The 15877-nt window shown below is 41.9% G+C and carries 13 protein-coding genes and 1 pseudogene; 4 read left to right on the top strand and 10 right to left on the bottom strand.

Translation table 11 applies throughout. From position 1 onward, the window contains the following. Nucleotides 1-45 precede the first annotated feature (45 nt). The 5 genes from DP117_RS06415 to petJ form a co-directional block, all read right to left on the bottom strand. Entirely contained in the window at nucleotides 46-1386 is a 1341-nt protein-coding gene (locus DP117_RS06415; RefSeq protein ID WP_169217497.1) for a TldD/PmbA family protein, read from the bottom strand. Nucleotides 1387-1547: 161 nt separating this feature from the next. After that, nucleotides 1548-3020, bottom strand: a complete 1473-nt coding sequence (locus DP117_RS06410; RefSeq protein ID WP_169217496.1) for a TldD/PmbA family protein — start codon at nucleotides 3018-3020, stop codon at nucleotides 1548-1550. 142 nt (nucleotides 3021-3162) lie between these two features. Beyond that, nucleotides 3163-4182 carry an aldo/keto reductase gene (locus tag DP117_RS06405; RefSeq protein ID WP_169217495.1) on the bottom strand — a complete coding sequence of 340 codons (1020 nt, stop codon included), beginning with the start codon at nucleotides 4180-4182 and terminating at the stop codon, nucleotides 3163-3165. 152 nt (nucleotides 4183-4334) lie between these two features. Continuing rightward, nucleotides 4335-5816 carry a cytochrome P450 gene (locus DP117_RS06400; protein WP_169217494.1) on the bottom strand — a complete coding sequence of 494 codons (1482 nt, stop codon included), beginning with the start codon at nucleotides 5814-5816 and terminating at the stop codon, nucleotides 4335-4337. A gap of 45 nt (nucleotides 5817-5861) precedes the next feature. Then, on the bottom strand, nucleotides 5862-6209 hold the full coding sequence (gene petJ / locus DP117_RS06395) for a cytochrome c6 PetJ (protein WP_169217493.1): 348 nt from the start codon (nucleotides 6207-6209) through the stop codon (nucleotides 5862-5864). A gap of 170 nt (nucleotides 6210-6379) precedes the next feature. Here petJ and DP117_RS06390 point away from each other — a divergent pair, with 170 nt between their 5' ends. Further along, nucleotides 6380-7927: an alpha/beta hydrolase gene (locus DP117_RS06390; protein ID WP_169217492.1), complete on the top strand. Its 1548-nt coding sequence runs from the start codon at nucleotides 6380-6382 to the stop codon at nucleotides 7925-7927. 108 nt (nucleotides 7928-8035) lie between these two features. Next, entirely contained in the window at nucleotides 8036-8815 is a 780-nt protein-coding gene (locus DP117_RS06385) for a histidine kinase (protein WP_169217491.1), read from the top strand. 169 nt (nucleotides 8816-8984) lie between these two features. Here the strand turns inward: DP117_RS06385 and DP117_RS06380 are convergent, their stop codons facing one another. From DP117_RS06380 to DP117_RS06365, 4 genes are all read right to left on the bottom strand, one after another. Continuing rightward, on the bottom strand, nucleotides 8985-9173 hold the full coding sequence (locus DP117_RS06380; RefSeq protein ID WP_169217490.1) for a YqaE/Pmp3 family membrane protein: 189 nt from the start codon (nucleotides 9171-9173) through the stop codon (nucleotides 8985-8987). 144 nt (nucleotides 9174-9317) lie between these two features. After that, complete coding sequence (locus DP117_RS06375) at nucleotides 9318-9713, bottom strand: phage holin family protein (protein ID WP_169217489.1); 396 nt, start codon at nucleotides 9711-9713, stop codon at nucleotides 9318-9320. Between the two features lie 264 nt (nucleotides 9714-9977). Then, entirely contained in the window at nucleotides 9978-10325 is a 348-nt protein-coding gene (locus DP117_RS06370) for a 2Fe-2S iron-sulfur cluster-binding protein (protein WP_169217488.1), read from the bottom strand. A 70-nt stretch (nucleotides 10326-10395) separates the two neighbouring features. Next, nucleotides 10396-12555, bottom strand: a complete 2160-nt coding sequence (locus DP117_RS06365) for a Tex family protein (protein ID WP_169217487.1) — start codon at nucleotides 12553-12555, stop codon at nucleotides 10396-10398. Between the two features lie 242 nt (nucleotides 12556-12797). Between DP117_RS06365 and DP117_RS06360 the strand changes: the two genes are divergently transcribed. Next, nucleotides 12798-13133 carry a hypothetical protein gene (locus tag DP117_RS06360; protein ID WP_248277551.1) on the top strand — a complete coding sequence of 112 codons (336 nt, stop codon included), beginning with the start codon at nucleotides 12798-12800 and terminating at the stop codon, nucleotides 13131-13133. 213 nt (nucleotides 13134-13346) lie between these two features. Here DP117_RS06360 and DP117_RS06355 read toward each other — a convergent pair whose 3' ends face one another. Next, a complete protein-coding gene (locus DP117_RS06355; protein WP_169217486.1) occupies nucleotides 13347-15161 on the bottom strand; it encodes an ABC transporter substrate-binding protein in 1815 nt (604 codons plus the stop codon). A 121-nt stretch (nucleotides 15162-15282) separates the two neighbouring features. Between DP117_RS06355 and DP117_RS06350 the strand changes: the two are divergent. Continuing rightward, nucleotides 15283-15825: pseudogene (locus tag DP117_RS06350) on the top strand (flagellar assembly protein H); the annotation flags it as partial. Between the last annotated feature and the right edge of the window lie 52 nt (nucleotides 15826-15877).

Raw genomic sequence — 15877 nt, 5'->3', positions numbered from 1 at the left:
TGAGTTTTGAGTGGTAAAAAATCATTCAAAACTCAGAACTTAATTTCATTCTCCAGTAATTGACAATTCATCAACCCAGATTCTAGGACATACACCTCCAGGAGTTAACTCTGGTTCTTTTTCCACAAAAAGAATTGATTTGAGAAGTTGAAGAAAATCTCCTGCAACAGTTGCTGATTCAATACTTGTCTTAACACCTTTATTGACAAGCCAGCCATCAAATGGTAATGAAAAGGAACCTTGTAAAGGTTGCACGCCTGCATGGAGAGCTTGTAAATCATCAATCAAAATGACATTTTCTGCAGTTTCCAAACTCAATTCCTGTTGGGCTGGTGCGGCTGTAAAAACGTGATAAAAATTAGGGCTGACAGTCACTTTTGCACCAATATTGGCGTTACCTGTCGGCTGAGCATTCATTCTTTTCGCAGTTCCTGCACTGTGGAGAAAGCCTGTTAAAACGCCATTTTCAATTAAGGAAACTTTACGGGTGGGAGTTCCTTCACCATCAAAAGTTTCTGCGCCAATGTTTGCTGGATGTAGTGCATCGTCACACACTGAAAGAAGACCAGAAGCAATTTGCTTGCCTATATCATCAGGGGTGGATAAACTTTGCTTGTCTAAAATACTTTGAGCATTAAACAAGTTGGAAAAAGCACCCAATAAACTCAAGAAAGCATCTGGTGAAAAAACAACTCGATATTTCCCAGACTTGATTTTTTCATAATTCAAGTGGCTGATAGTTTTCTCTACCGTTTCTTTTATACAACCATTGATGTCTAAATTATCTACACTTTGGCTAATTCTAAAAGCACCAGCACTGCGGGGTTTTTTCCCGTCTTCCTCTGTTTTGCTATAAAGATAAATCGATGATGCTGAGCCAGATTCAGTTCTCATCGCGCCATTGCTGTTGAGATAAAATCTGTCAAAATCTCTTTGTGCCAAACTGTTATAAGGAACTCCTTTGATAGCAGAATGAGCTGCAAGGACTTCTTTTTCAGCAGCTAATAGACTTTCTATCAATTGAGAAACAGGTACCTGGGGTGCTTTGTCGTGTGATGAATTGTTCAGGGGAACAGTAGACTCTGGACTAAAATCAGGAACATTTTCTTTGACACCAAAGAAACTTGCTTCGTAAGCTGTTTTTAAAGCTAATTCCAGTCCTTTTGGATCTACATCTGTTGTGCTGGTGACACCCATTGTATTGTCTTCATTCCAAACACGAACAGTGACACCAGAAAGATTAGATGCTTTGACTTGTTTCGGCTCACCTTGATCAACTTGTACACTTGTTGCATCTGCTGATGAGCCATAGATATCAAATTTTTTGATGCCAAGTTTTCCAGCACTTTCTTTGGCGTAATTTGCAATTTCGTTGATATTCGGCATATTTTATCAATTTTAGATTTCTATTTTCTCGCTTTCTCGCTCCCAGGTTCTACCTGGGAGTGTATTGCAGGAGGCTCTGCCTCCTAGTAAAATGTGGCAGAGCCACATACAAGGGCATTCCCAGGTAGAACCTGGGAACGAGTTAAGAGGCTGGGAACGAGTTAGCGTCCACCTACAGTAATTGAATCAACTTTGATGTGTGGTTGTCCTACTGTTGTGTAAATACTTCCACTGACAGAACCACAGAAACCAGGTGCAAGGGACAAATCTTGAGAACACATGGAAATTTTGTTCATAATTTCCTTCGCTTCACCAATGAGAATTGCTCCTTTAAGCGGCTTGGTGATTTTGCCATTCTCAATCAAATAAGCTTCATCTACACCAAAGTTAAATTGACCTGTAGCACCAACGCTACCACCACCCATCTTCTTACAGTAAATTCCTTTATCTATAGAGGCAAATAAATCATCTGTGCTGTGTTCGCCAGTTGCAATGTAGGTATTACGCATCCGGCTAGCAGCAGCAAAGGCAAAATTCTGCCGGCGTCCACTACCTGTTCTAGGATGTCCAGTACGTACTGAACCTGTTCTATCTGCCAAGAAGTTTTTTAAAACCCCTTTTTCAATTAATAGCGTTCTTTGAGCTGGCATACCTTCGTCGTCCATATCAATTGTACCGAAGGCATTTTCGGTTCGTCCTTCATCCCAAGCTGTTAAGGCTTCGTGAGCAATTTTTTCACCTTTTTTGTCAGCAAAGGGAGTGGTGTTGCGTTCAATTTGAGTGGTTTCCAACAGATGTCCGCAGGCTTCATGGAAGATAACCCCACCGAAGTGATTTGCCATGATGATGGGATAAGTTCCTGACTCGACATAATCAGCGTAAAGCATTTTACCTGCTGATTGTGCAATGTGCTCTGCTGCTTCTTTGTAATCCCAAGCTTTGAGAAAATTGGGATCACTGGTGTTACCCGCACGTTCAGCAAGAGAAGCGCGATGAGCACCATCAGCACATAACAGGATAAGTCCTACCGACTGAGTGAGGCGAATATCGCGAGCAAAGGTACCATCACTAGCGGCGACTAGAACTTCTTGCCAATCACGGAAATAGGTAGCGCGGCGCGATTGTACGTGAGTTGCTTTTTGCTGCAGTTGGGCTGTACCATCAAGGAGAAGTTCTCCCATGTCTCGTATTGAGCTACACAAAGGTAGCCAGCCATCTTTCCCTCTTTTGCTGGCGTAATCTCGTAGCAGTTCCAGGTTAATCTCTGGGATGAAAGCGTTAGGAGCAGGAAGTTGCAATCCCAGGATAGAAAGACCTTTTTCTAAAGCTGCTTTCAAACCAGAAAAGGAAAGGTCATTCGTGCTAACGTAGCAGTCAGCTTTGCCACGAAATACTCTAACTCCTGCACCTGTAGAAAGACGCGGTGTGATGCTAGTGATCGCGTCTTCCTCTGCTAAGCAGCTAATATAATTGACACGCTCTAAGAAGAATTCAACAAAATCAGCACCAGCAGCACGTCCTAGTCCTAAAAGGGTAGACAGTGGTGCTTCCCAGGATTCATCAAATCGCTCTGGTGTGAACGAATATTGTAAGGTAGGGAGTTCTTTGGACAGAAGTAGAGTACTTGTAAGCATCAGTAGCCTCAAAATGCTGGCGTTACCAGAGAATTAACTGAACAGTGCGCGTGTGTTCAGTCTAACAAATCAGTGGAAGCCGCAGACGGAATTCAGGTGGTAGAGGTTTCCCCACCTTGGAAACGAACAATCAGAAAATCACTCAGCGTCGATATTCGTCACCGCAGTCACCAATCAACTGATACAAATCCCTAACTCGTCTAGATACGACATCTATTTGATTGAAATCCTCAGCATCCAGTGTGAAGTTAAAAACTCTGGCATTGTCTTCTATGTGTTCAGATACGCCAAGCCTTGCACCGACAATGACACCTGCAACAGTTGGTTTCTCCAAAATATAACGTACTGCCACATTAGAAATGCTGACGCTGTATTTATCCGCTATTGCTTTGACGGTAGAAAGTAATTCTTGAAAAAGTTTCCAACCACCCCAACCATCTATCATATTTTTATATTTTCTCAAGCTGGCAGTGGTTAAGTCAAATCCTCGCGGCTCCGGTTTCCCCAAGTACTTTTCTGATAACAAACCACCGCAAACTGTGCCATATGTGAAAAGTTTTATGTCGTGCTGTTGACAAAACTCAATCATATTCACTTCCGGACGACGGTCAACAAGAGAAAATTGCACTTGGTTAGAAACTATTTTGATGCCTGCATCTGTGATAATTTGCAAATGTTCTGTATCAAAATTAGTCAAAGCTAAATGCTTAATTTTTCCCTCAGCTTGCAGTTCTGCCATATACTTGAGGGCATCTAGATAATTTTTATCTCGATATTCCCACCAATGAAATTGCATCAAATCTAAAGATTCTACGCCCATCCTTCTCAAAGAGATGTTAATGTTTTCTTCAACAAATTCTCTTGTCATTTTGCTAGGACGAGGTACCCATTTTGTAAAGGCTTGAATGTTAGATAAAGCTTCCTTTCCACGAGTTGCAATTAACTGACGGCGAAACTCACCAATAAAATCTTCTGCAGGTCCATAATGGTCTGCTAAATCCCATGTGGTAAAGCCCGCATCCACATATTGGAACATAGTTTCAAGAGCGGCTTTTGAGTTAATTTTTCCGTGTGCGCCACAGACTTGCCACATTCCATTTAAAACCCGGCAAATATTTAAATCAGGCGTGAATTGTAGACGGCTTGAGGTGGGTAGGTTCATCACTAATTACGGCAGAATTCCTTTCATACGTTAAGCATGACAGGGAAGGGTGTCGTCCTCCAACTATTGAACGACAAATGAACGACAATTGAACAACAAAAATTTTAAGTTTTGCTTGAGAGTATAATTGATAGCCGAGTGCCCTGACTGTTTCATGCTGGCAACTGGACCATCTCGCGTATATTTCCCCGGACACCGCCCACTCCCTGAGTAAACTGGCGGTCTTGCTTGTGGAGTATCATCGGCATTCCGTGCTTGGGAGTTATGACAATAAAACCACTGCGTTCAACAGATTGCTGGGAAAGGTATTGCAGGCGGTATTTTTGTAGGAGCATTGCCACTACAATCTTAATGGTCAACATCGCAAAGCCAGCTCCGATACAGATGCGTGACCCAGCACTAAAAGGGTTGTATTCAAACATCGTAGGTTCAAATCCCTCCCAGCGCTGGGGGTGAAATCTCTCTGGCTCTGGGTAAACTTCGGGCATATGATGAGTTTGATAAATGTTGACGAAAACCTCGGTTCCAGCTGGCAAGGTGTAACCTCCAAGTTCAGTTGGTTGGGAGGTAACGCGCCCATTCCAGGGTATGGGGGACAACACCCGCATACTCTCTTTAATGACTCTCTCCAACAACGGTAACTGCTGCAACTGTTCGACGGTTGGTGCTTCCCCATGTAAGACGCTTTGGAGATCATCAAGCAAGTCGGCAGCTACTTCTGGATGTTGTGAAAGCAGAAATAATGTCCACGTAAGGGCATTGGCACTGGTTTCATGCCCTGCTGCAAAGATTGCACCCACGTGTCCCAGCAGTTCGTCTTCAGTCAGCGATACACCACTCTCGGCATCCCGTGCTTGGATTAACATTGAGAGTACGTCCCCATCATCAGTGCCACTTGCTCGTTTACGCTGAATGAGAACCCGCATTTGGTCATCCACTTGCGCCATTAAATTGAGTAACTGATGGTAGGGTAGCCCTGGTAAGTCAAAAGGCAATAGGAAGACTCCAACACTACCTTCTAAAGCGAAAGCTTCCAGTAAAATCCTCCCGATTCTACCCCCCTCCTCACCAAGATCACAGCCAAACAGAGTCTTGGTGGCTACGCGCAGGGTGAGGAGTCGCATCACTTCAGCGATGTTGGTTGGCTGGTTAATCGGCAATTGCTTGAGTACCGATTGGGTTATAGCAACAATATCGTCGCGGTAGGCATCGATTCGCTGTTTATGAAAGGCAGGCATCAAAAGCTGGCGGTGCTGACGGTGAGTGAGACTGTTGACACCAAATAGCCCTGCAGCAAAGTGCTTTAACGGTTCTGTGCGCGTTGAATCATTCCGCTTGCTGTACAACCTCCCGGACAAAGGATACTTGTAGTAAATTTCGTGCTGGCTGGTCACCTGAAAAACATATTCCGGACCGTATGTCAAGACTGTGCCTGGACAATTGGGGAGGGGCGAGTAGACATTAGTCCCCCCGCCTGCTGTCAGGGAAACCACCGGACCATAGGTTTGAAACAGAGAACGCGAGACTCCTATCGAGTCTGTGGCAAAGCGCAAAACCATAGCAGGGCGTCCGATAATTGGGAAAGGGCGAGGTCCAGGTACGGTCCATCTTGGTTGAGCAGTGATTGTTGTCATTGTTCGTAGAAGTGTTCCTAGTTTTATGGACAAATATTTTATTGACTAACGCCAGCCTTTTTGGGCTTGTTCTAAAACATAAGCGGCAACATCTTGTATTTCTTCTATGGTCAAACGGTCTTTGTATGCTGACATATTATTTTTACCGTTAGCCACAATCGAGGAAATTGCTTCAATCGAATCCATATGATATTTTTTAAGTGCTTTTAGTTTTAAATTCTTGCCTCGCCTAACAATGTTGCTACCGTTAATATGACAACCAGCACATTGAACACTAAATATTTTTTCGCCGTTAGCTGTATCTGTAGCTAATGCTGTAGGAATGAAGCTCAGATTTAAGACAATGAATGTCGGTAAGAGAATTGTGATTAGCTTTTTCAGTTTGAAACTCATTTCAACATCACAGAAAATTGTATTCTTGGGTTAACAAATTCTATTTTCAAAGCAATTCTAGACATCGCCAAATAATTGATTTCTACAAGCTACATAGCTAAATCTCCTTGGCTGGGTAGAATTTTGATGCTCTATCTGTTGATTATCATCCTATACAGTGTACAAATTAGATGAATCACAAGCGTTTATTTTTGGCAGTAACAGCACTGTTGCTGATTACTGTTTCTTGGTGGGGTGTAATTACAGCGCGAACTGGGTTAGTGGTGCGTAGCCTTGAACCTGAAGGAGTGCCTATGCTATACGTTGCACCACGCAACGCCGAGAAGATACCAGGTGTCCTTGTAGCGCATGGTTATGCAGGTTCCAAGCAGTTGATGTTGGGTTACGCCTACGTTTTAGCACACGCAGGTTACGCCGTGATGCTATGGGATTTTAGCAGTCATGGAGCTAATGCTACACCACTAGAACGTGGTTCACTCCAGCAAAATTTAGATGTTGCTTATGCAGCAATCTTGGAACAGCCAGAGGTTGATTCATCGCGCTTAGCTTTGCTAGGTCATTCTATGGGGAGTGGTGCAGTCATGTCAGCGGGTATTGAAAATGTGAGCCAGCGCGGTCTTGGGGGTTTCCCCCATGTTAGCGGAGCGAGCCGTAGGCTGCGACTGGCGAACCCCGAAGGGGTAAACCGTTTTGCAGCTACTGTTGCCGTTTCGCCCACGGGTGCGGCGGTAACGCCCAAAACCCCGCGTAATCTCCAATTGCAAGCAGGTTCTTGGGAAGGTCGCTTTGTTACCAATGCACAGCGGTTATTGAAGGCGGCGGGAGGAGAAAATGAAAATTTGGCTGCTGGGAGAGGACGCGAACTTGTCGTCATTCCCAACGCTGAACACATCACAATTTTGTTTCGCAATGCTAGCCACCAAGCTGCCAAAAACTGGCTTGATGAAACTTTTGGAGTGCAACGTACTAGCTACTACGTTGATCGTCGGATGATTTGGTATTTCTTGCACTTGTTAGCTTGGCTGGCTTTACTTGGCGCAGTTGCTTCTATGAAGGAGGACACGGGGAAATTCTCCGCATCTTCTAAAACGTCACTACGTCTTTTCTTTGGTTTGAGAAGCTGGGGAAGTTTACTGGTTGCACCGTTTGTGGCGAGTGGTGTACTCGTGTTGTTGAGTCGTAGTGGTGATATTAACAGTTTGGGTGGCTTGCTGGTAGGCGGTGCAGTAAGTATTTGGTTTGGCGTAGCCGGTTTGGTTTGGCTGGCTGTCATGTTTCGCTTACCACGTCCTACACTACGAACTGTTGGTTTAGGCATAGCACTATTTGTAGTATTGTGGATTGCCTTTGGTGCAATGGCACAGGTGGTGTGGCTACAGTGGTGGCTGATTCCGGCGCGTTTCAAGTTATTTCCCCTGATGTCACTCGCTTGTCTTCCTTGGTTTTTAGCATCTGGAATCGCACAACAAGACGTTGGAGTTGGAAAACGAATTTTGTGGTGGCTAGGACAAAGTGTGATTTTGATAGGGGGCTTTGTTTTGGTGCTTTACTTATTGCCTGAACTTAGTTTTATTTATCTTTTGCTACCACTGTTTCCATTAGTTATAGGCATTTTCTCTTATACTGCCAGCTTGTTTAAAGAACCTTGGAGTTATGGTGTTGGTTGCACGTTATTGTTTGGGTGGATGCTAGCTGCTGCTTTTCCTTTAGCTAACTAATTATTTTCTACCTAACGGATGTACCATCGGAGAAAATATTGCGTCACGATAAAGAAGAGACATAATGTCGATAAATTTCTATAAGTTAAATCTCAACCTACATTGAAGATGGCTAATAATATCAAAGAGCAAATTACAAACGACCTGCAACAAGCAAAACAAACCGGACAACTTAGAACCGAACGTATTCGAGAAATTGTCAAAGCTGCACTTTCTCAAGTCGTTTCTGAGTTCAAAGAAGGTTCTACTGAACTTCGTCTTCTTGTTAAAGATGCTGTTAGTACAGTAGTTGAAAACTTGAAAGAAAAAGGTGGCGAAGTCAAAGAAGAAGTGACCGCATCTATTGAAGGAGCGCTAGAAGCAGTTCATAGTAAAAGACACGAAAGTATTGCCAAGACTCAGGCGGAAGTTAAGCAGCTACAAGCTAAACTCGATGAGGAAGAAGATAAAATTCAGCAAGAAGTTGAAGGGATTTTAACAGAAATTAAAGACACGAGCAAAGAGAAATCTGCTAGTGCAAAAACTGCGATTGAATCTGCCGTCGATACTATTAAAGATAGTGAGGAAGTTTCATTGCTGAAGAAACGGTATGCTCAACTGAGAGCACAGTTGGCTATAGTTCAAGCTAACTTAGCTGCTCGTTATGGTGGACGTTCTGAGGAAGTGAAGGGATATTTGGACGACGCAAAAAACTGGTTTAATCAAGCCCGTCCGCAAGCAGAGGCGATGGTTACACAGGTACAAGAAAAAAGTTCACAGCTAGACGAGAAAATTGGTGAAGCAGGTACGGCGATCGCCAGAAAAGAACGTCAAATCCGACAAATATTAAGAGAGTTGCTTATAACAGCAGCTGACAAGATTAAAGAAAAGGAACCTGCTAAGAAGTAGAGCTTTGTTATCACAATAAAAAAAGTCCGCATACATATATATGCGGACTTTTTTTGTTTTTGAAAACCCAATATCGTTCAGTGAGAGCTAAAATCGTTACTAAGACTGTGTAGAGACGTAGCATGCTACGTCTCTACTATTTCTGGTCGCTGGGATAATTGACTGGACTTTAATATACTTCCTCTCCACCCAGCTTATCTTCATACTTGGCAATAACCCAAACTGCATGAATGCTACCAGGAAGCCAACCAAGAAGAGTTAGCAAAACATTAATCAATAAAGTAGGACCAACTCCAGCTGTTAGGAAAACGCCTAAAGGAGGGATAACCAAACCAAGAATCAAACGGAGTAGTTTCATAGTACTTCTGTTACTTTTTTAAACGCTGTTTTCTTTTTTATTTTCCTGAATTCACCGCAAGAAAAACTCCTCCACAGGAATTATCTTGATTCGTTATAAATTGGAGACAGGAATAGTCTTGTCTCTAAAAGTCACTGCTGACATCTAGCTTGAAGGCAATTGTGCTTTGTCTTGTGTATCTTCAGCACCAGTTAAAAGATTTCTTTCTGCAAAGTATTTATTGATGAAAGTGCTAGCAAAAGAAAGGACAACTGGACCAAGAAGAAAACCAAGTAATCCGTGAACTTGGAACCCTGGAACTAAAAATGCTGCTAAGGAGAAACAAATACCGTTAACAACTAGTGAAAATGCTCCCAAAGTTAGAAAGTTAAGTGGTAAAGAAAGAGTGGATAAAACTGGCTTAAATGAACCATTGATAAAGCCAATAACCACAGCAGCAATTAAAGCAACTGGAAAATTAGCAATGTTAACACCAGGAACAACTAAATCAACAATTAGTAAGCTCAAAGCTGTTGCTAAAGCAGTTAAAAATATTGCCATGATTGTCTTTTCCTAAGAACTTAAGTGTTTTTAACGTCTTTCCCCTATCTTCATATGATGTGATACGCGTTAACCTCTCTAGTAAGACAGATATTTTGTTACGCCATTTGGCTAGTTTTTTAAAACAGTTAAGACTGAAGTATTATGAATAAAGTAAGGAATTTCTTGTTAGCTAATTATAAAGAAAAGATTAAACTATTAAGGTGCGCTACTATGTGTTTACGCACCGTACAGTCATTTTATACTTAGTCTCAGAAACGCCCTTTATAACTCTTGTGATGGCGCTGCATTTGACTTAAAGTAAAGCGATGATTTATACAAGACTTGTTCTTGATGAGTTTCTAAAGTGCAATCCGACAAAGGATAAGCGACACAGGTAATAGTGTAGCCAGCTTCCACTTCATGTGAACGTAGAAACTTTTGCTCACTTTGATCAACTTCCCCACTGATTATTTTGGCAACACAAGCGGAACATTCGCCTTGTTTACATCCAGATGGTAGACGGATACCAGCTTCTTGGGCGATATCTAAAATATATTGGTCATCTGGAACTTCAATGGTGCGATTTAATCCGATTTCGGAATTGATGAGTTGAACGTGATAAACTGCCATCTGCTGTTTTTATGCGCGATTTACTTTTTTACTCGTTCCGTAACGAGAAATTAAAATTTCGATTAAATCTCTACTGCTTGAGTGACTTCATCGATAAACTAATCCGCTTCAATTTCTCATTGACTTCCAGCACTCGCACTTTCACAACTTGTCCTACCTTCACAATTTTCTTTGGATCATCTACGAATCTATCAGCCAGTTGGGAAATATGCACCAAACCGTCTTGATGGACGCCGATATCGACGAACGCGCCGAAGTTAGCAACATTGGTGACGATACCTTCTAATTCCATTCCCTGTTTAAGATCAGAGATTTCCTTAATTCCTTCTTTGAAGGTGGCGTACTTAAACTCAGCGCGTGGATCTCTTCCTGGCTTTTCTAATTCGCTGAGGATGTCGCGCAGTGTTGGTTCACCTACGGTGTCGGTGACGTATTTCTTGAGATTGGCTTTTTTGAGTTTTTCGGCTATTTGGGTAATTTGGGTTAATGGTAGACTCAGATCTGAGGCGATCGCCTCCACGACTGAGTAACTTTCTGGATGGACAGCAGTGTTATCCAATGGGTTCTCACTTCCACGAATGCGCAAAAAACCCGCCGCTTGTTCAAAAGCTTTTGGTCCCAGTTTAGCGACTTTCAGCAACTGTCGGCGGTTTTTAAAAACGCCATGTTGGTTACGATAAGCGACAATGTTATTAGCAACGCTTGAGGTGATGCCAGAAACAAAAGTCAGAAGTTCTTTGGAAGCAGTATTCAAGTCCACACCAACGTAGTTGACGCAGCTTTCTACAGTTTCATCCAACTTCTTTTTCAACAACTTCTGATCGACGTCATGCTGGTATTGTCCCACGCCAATGGACTTAGGATCAATTTTCACTAGTTCCGCAAGTGGATCTTGTAAACGGCGACCAATACTAATAGCACCGCGAACGGTAACATCTAAATCGGGAAACTCTTCCAAAGCAACTTTACTGGCAGAATATATAGAAGCACCCGACTCATTCACCATCACTTTAGTTGGTTTGCGTTCCATCGTTTGCAACACTTCCAAAACAAATTCATCTGTCTCGCGCGAAGCTGTACCGTTACCAATGGCAATTAACTCAATTTTGTACTTTTCTATCAAACCTTTAAGAATTTTTGCTGCTTTTTGGCGTTGTTCGGCTGCTTGATGGGGAAATATCGCCTGATATTCCAAAAATTTTCCTGTTTGGTCGAGTATAGCAACTTTGCATCCAGTGCGAAAACCAGGATCAATCGCCAGCGTCGGTTTCATCCCTGCTGGCGCAGACAGCAGCAACTCCCGCAAATTCGCTTCAAAAGTTTTGATCGACTCAATATCAGCGTAGGTTTTCTTCTGCGCAATGACTTCACTCATCAAGGAAACTTTCATCAAGCGGTTAAATGCATCTTTGAGCATCGCCTGATAATAATCACGAATGGCGCGGACTTTCGTCTGAATTTCCTTTGACTCCAAATAGGAAAGCACGACATCTTCATCAAAAGAAATTTCAAAGGACAACACTCCCTCTACTTCACCGCGACACAACGCCAGCATATTGTGGGGTGCAATGTTTTTCACCTTCATTTGATAATGACGGTACATCTCAAACTTAGTTGTCCCTTCTGGATGATCATTTTTGATTTGAGAGACAAAAACTCCTTCCTCCAGTAGATAATCGCGCAGATATGCTCGCAGTTCTGCTTTTTCCGCGACTTCTTCCGCCAGGATGTCAGAAGCACCTTTAAGCGCTTCTTCTGCTGTCTTGACTTGCTTTTCCTCAGAGATATATTTCGCTGCTTCTGTATCTAGCGACGCCGAAGCAGCATTTTTAACGTTCAGCGACTTGATAAACTCCGCAAGCGCTTCGAGTCCTTTTTCTCTGGCGATAGTAGCGCGGGTGCGGCGTTTTGGACGGTAAGGAAGATATAAATCCTCAAGTTCAGTTTTTTGTAAACACGATTCAATTTTTTGTTTAAGTTCATCGGTGAGTTTGCCTTGTTCAGCTACGCTATTCAAAATCACCAATTTCCTTTCTTCCAATTCCTTTAAGTAATTATACTTATCATCCAACTCGCGCAACTGGACTTCATTCATCTCGCCTGTACGCTCTTTACGATATCGTGCAATAAAGGGAATTGTTCCACCCTCCGCCAAAAGTTCTAGCGCGTTTTGCACCTGTAATGGTTTAAGTTCAAGTTCTGTAGCTAGTAATTGAGGAATGTTCAGCATTGGTGTCTCAGTTGAAAACGCTACTTTTTAAAGTAATACGTTAGATAGATTAAATAGTACACTCAGAAAGTGTTAAGCTAGTTTAATAGTGACTCCGGAATCTTGTTTTCATACGCTGTTGTTAGAGGTAGCGTGCTATGGCTAAAACAACATAGATAGTCAAATTTATTACACTTGTTGCCAACAGCAGCTCTCATACGCACATATAGACGCTTCTGCTTTCTGTTCAGAGGTCAGGAACAATGGCTTTGTTTTTTTTAATCCCACTTTTTACTGGTTTAGTTGGTGGCTATATCTTCAAGAAATGTACTGATGAAATCGGGCATTTTATAGGGATATTTGCACTTGTCTGCATAGTCCTAAGTTTAGTCTTAGCACCTTGGCAGATACTGCTTTTGCTACTCATTTGTACTCTGATGACCACGAAAAAACTTTTACAGCAAAACGAGTATAAAATGAATCAAATTTCTGAGGAGCAAGAAGAACTGAATTCCGGTGAAAACCGGGAACAAATTCTTTCTCAGCCTCAAGATGCTGAGGTGGAAATTATACGTAAGTATCAGCATATTATCTACTAAACTCTAAAATTTGATCACTGAAATTTTGGAGTCAGTAGATAAAACTTCAGGGAATTATCACAATATCCCTGTGATAATTCACACACAAGTACTTTGTCCCTGTGATCATTCACAAATACATATGTACTTTTCGTTTCTCTTTTCTATAAAATTTTCTTATTTGTTATATAATTTTTCTCAATTAGATGCAAGCTTGTGAGTTCAATAGAGTTATTATTCTGCAACTTTGATTTCATACTTGTTCCACAACGCTCCTTCTTGAGAACCGAGAGCAGAGAATTTGACATTTTGTAGGCGATCGCGCACTGCTGCTAAAGATAAAGGATTGACTAAGTAAATCAAAGGTAAGTATTCTTGTGAGATACGTTGCGTTTCGGCATAAATCTCTTTGCGCTTTGCTTCGTCAAACTCCTGTGCTGCTTTTATATAAAGACGACCAATTTCCGCTTCCCAGTCTGAAACTTCTCTTCCAATGAGCGGTTCTTGTCCTGATTGTGGTTTTTGGTTGAAAGTGTGCAATCCACCATCTGGTAACCAAACATTTGCCCCATCATGTGGCTCTGGTCCTCCTTTAAAGCCTAACAGATAACATTCCGAATCCAAGGTATTAGAAAGCTTGTCTGTGAGAGTATTAAAAGTAATCGGGTTAAAATCTACTTGAATGCCAATTTTACTTAAATCTTGCTTGATTTGTGCCCCGATTGTAACACGGGTTTTATTTTCAACATTAGTTATCAGAGTGAAGCGTACGAGATTACCATCAGCATCTAACAATTGGTTTCTAGTATTATATTTAAAACCTGCATTTAATAGTAATTCTTTCGCTTTCTCTGGATTATAATCATAAATTTTGACATCTTTACTTGGACGAGTATAAAAGGGGCTTTGATAATAAATTGACGAATCATGTAGTATACCAATTCCCCGAAATATATTGGTCAGTATTGCTTTTCGGTTAATAGCATGAGCAACTGCTTGTCGAAATGCCAACGTATTAAACCAACGAGATTTAATCGGGTCAATAACAGGCTGACCATTTTGCCGCCGACCTTTGTTTAAATTGAAGGAAATAAAATATGTTTGAAATTCAGGACCACCATTATAGATGGTAAATTTTCCCCGTTCTTCTTCTCGCTTCAATAAAGAAAAGTTTCCAGGAGACACAGTAACTGTATCTAATCCACCAGAGCGAAATTGTAGAATCATCGTATCAGTAGATTCAATAATTTGCCAAACAATTCGCTCAGTATAAGGCAATTGATTCCCTTGGCTATCTTTACGCCAGTAATAAGGATTACGCCGAAACACCACACGCTGACTAGGAAGATAACTTTCTATTTTATAAGGACCATTAACAATAATTTTTGCCGGGTCAGTACCCGTTCCCCAAGTCGAGAGAAATTGAGGATTACCATTTGCATCCTGAGATTTGAGAGACGCTTCTAAAGCGTGTTTAGGCAAGATACCAACTGTACTTGTAGAACCTCCACTAGTTGTGTAGAGAAAAGGTGAAAAAGGCTCAGGAAAAGTAAATTCAACTCGACGATTATCTATTTTTCTTATTTTAGGAAATGCTCCACTAGAACCTACTTTCAGCCCATCTTTCCAATCAGTAGGAATCTTTGGATTAAAAATGATATCTTGATAAGTGAAGATCACATCATCAGCAGTCAGCGGTTCGCCATCTGACCATTTCAAACCTTCGCGTAGCGTAAAAGTAATCAGCTTTTTATCATTAGAAATTTCCCATGATTCAGCTAAGGCTGGCTCAATTTTACCCGTCATACCATCAAGAGTTGTCAGTCCTTCAGCGGTAAACAGAAAGACGTGAGGATACTCTTGATTAAAAGCGTAGTTAAACGTTTTTGGATCGCTCAAAGTCGTGGTAACCCATTGCGATACTTGCGCCGCCTGAGTTTTAAAGTTTGCGGGGTTGCAGCTGGTGAAAATAAATAGACAATTTAGCCATAAAGCGAAGATTACGACAATTGAAAGCCAGCGGCGACGAAATGGGAAGTGGATGAACATTATGGGATAGATACTATAATCTTTTCGCAATCATACACTTTAGCAGATTGACAAGGTTTATTTCTTTGCAAAAGGCAGAAAAGAAAATGTTAAAATTTTTAGAGGAACTGAGGTATGGATCATGATTGACCATGACCGCTTGTTCAAAGAACTCCTGTCCACTTTTTTCGTAGAGTTTATCGAGCTATTTCTGCCGGATATCTTGACTTATCTGGAACCAGATTCGGTGACATTTTTGGACAAGGAAGTGTTTACAGATGTCACCGCAGGAGAACGTTATGAAGCTGATTTACTTGTACAGGCGCAGTTTCTCGGTGAGGCGTCTTGTTTCCTTATCCATGTGGAGAATCAAGCAAAAGCGCAAGCGAATTTTGGTAAGCGAATGTTCCGCTATTTTGCTCGGTTATTTGAGAAGTACGATTTGCCGATTTATCCGGTTGTGCTGTTTTCTTATGACCAACCAAAACAAATCGCTGCGAGTGAATTTAGCCTTGAGTTTCCCGATTTTCGGGTGCTGAAATTCAACTACCGCGTCATTCAGCTAAATCGTCTAAATTGGCGCGACTACTTGGATCAGGCGAATCCGGTGGCGAGTGCGCTTATGGCAAAGATGCAGATTGCACCACAAGATCGTCCCAAAGTGAAAGCAGAATGTCTACGCTTATAAAGGGTAGGTTGAAAACCCTTCGGCTTTAGCCAAGGGATGAAAACCACGA

Source organism: Brasilonema sp. UFV-L1, from assembly GCF_012912105.1.
Classification (GTDB): Bacteria; Cyanobacteriota; Cyanobacteriia; order Cyanobacteriales; family Nostocaceae; genus Brasilonema.
Note: the sequence above shows the minus strand (reverse complement) of the source record. Positions and strands in the feature narration are given on the sequence as shown.

Bases quoted from the DNA above. Each gene is read 5' to 3' on its own strand.
- DP117_RS06375 (WP_169217489.1), bottom strand. From the start codon at position 9,713: ATGGCAATATTTTTAACTGCTTTAGCAACAGCTTTGAGCTTACTAATT.
- DP117_RS06390 (WP_169217492.1), top strand. From the start codon at position 6,380: ATGAATCACAAGCGTTTATTTTTGGCAGTAACAGCACTGTTGCTGATT.
- DP117_RS06360 (WP_248277551.1), top strand. From the start codon at position 12,798: ATGGCTTTGTTTTTTTTAATCCCACTTTTTACTGGTTTAGTTGGTGGC.
- DP117_RS06410 (WP_169217496.1), bottom strand. From the start codon at position 3,020: ATGCTTACAAGTACTCTACTTCTGTCCAAAGAACTCCCTACCTTACAA.
- DP117_RS06405 (WP_169217495.1), bottom strand. From the start codon at position 4,182: ATGAACCTACCCACCTCAAGCCGTCTACAATTCACGCCTGATTTAAAT.
- DP117_RS06415 (WP_169217497.1), bottom strand. From the start codon at position 1,386: ATGCCGAATATCAACGAAATTGCAAATTACGCCAAAGAAAGTGCTGGA.
- DP117_RS06370 (WP_169217488.1), bottom strand. From the start codon at position 10,325: ATGGCAGTTTATCACGTTCAACTCATCAATTCCGAAATCGGATTAAAT.
- petJ (WP_169217493.1), bottom strand. From the start codon at position 6,209: ATGAGTTTCAAACTGAAAAAGCTAATCACAATTCTCTTACCGACATTC.
- DP117_RS06355 (WP_169217486.1), bottom strand. From the start codon at position 15,161: ATGTTCATCCACTTCCCATTTCGTCGCCGCTGGCTTTCAATTGTCGTA.
- DP117_RS06385 (WP_169217491.1), top strand. From the start codon at position 8,036: ATGGCTAATAATATCAAAGAGCAAATTACAAACGACCTGCAACAAGCA.
- DP117_RS06400 (WP_169217494.1), bottom strand. From the start codon at position 5,816: ATGACAACAATCACTGCTCAACCAAGATGGACCGTACCTGGACCTCGC.
- DP117_RS06380 (WP_169217490.1), bottom strand. From the start codon at position 9,173: ATGAAACTACTCCGTTTGATTCTTGGTTTGGTTATCCCTCCTTTAGGC.
- DP117_RS06365 (WP_169217487.1), bottom strand. From the start codon at position 12,555: ATGCTGAACATTCCTCAATTACTAGCTACAGAACTTGAACTTAAACCA.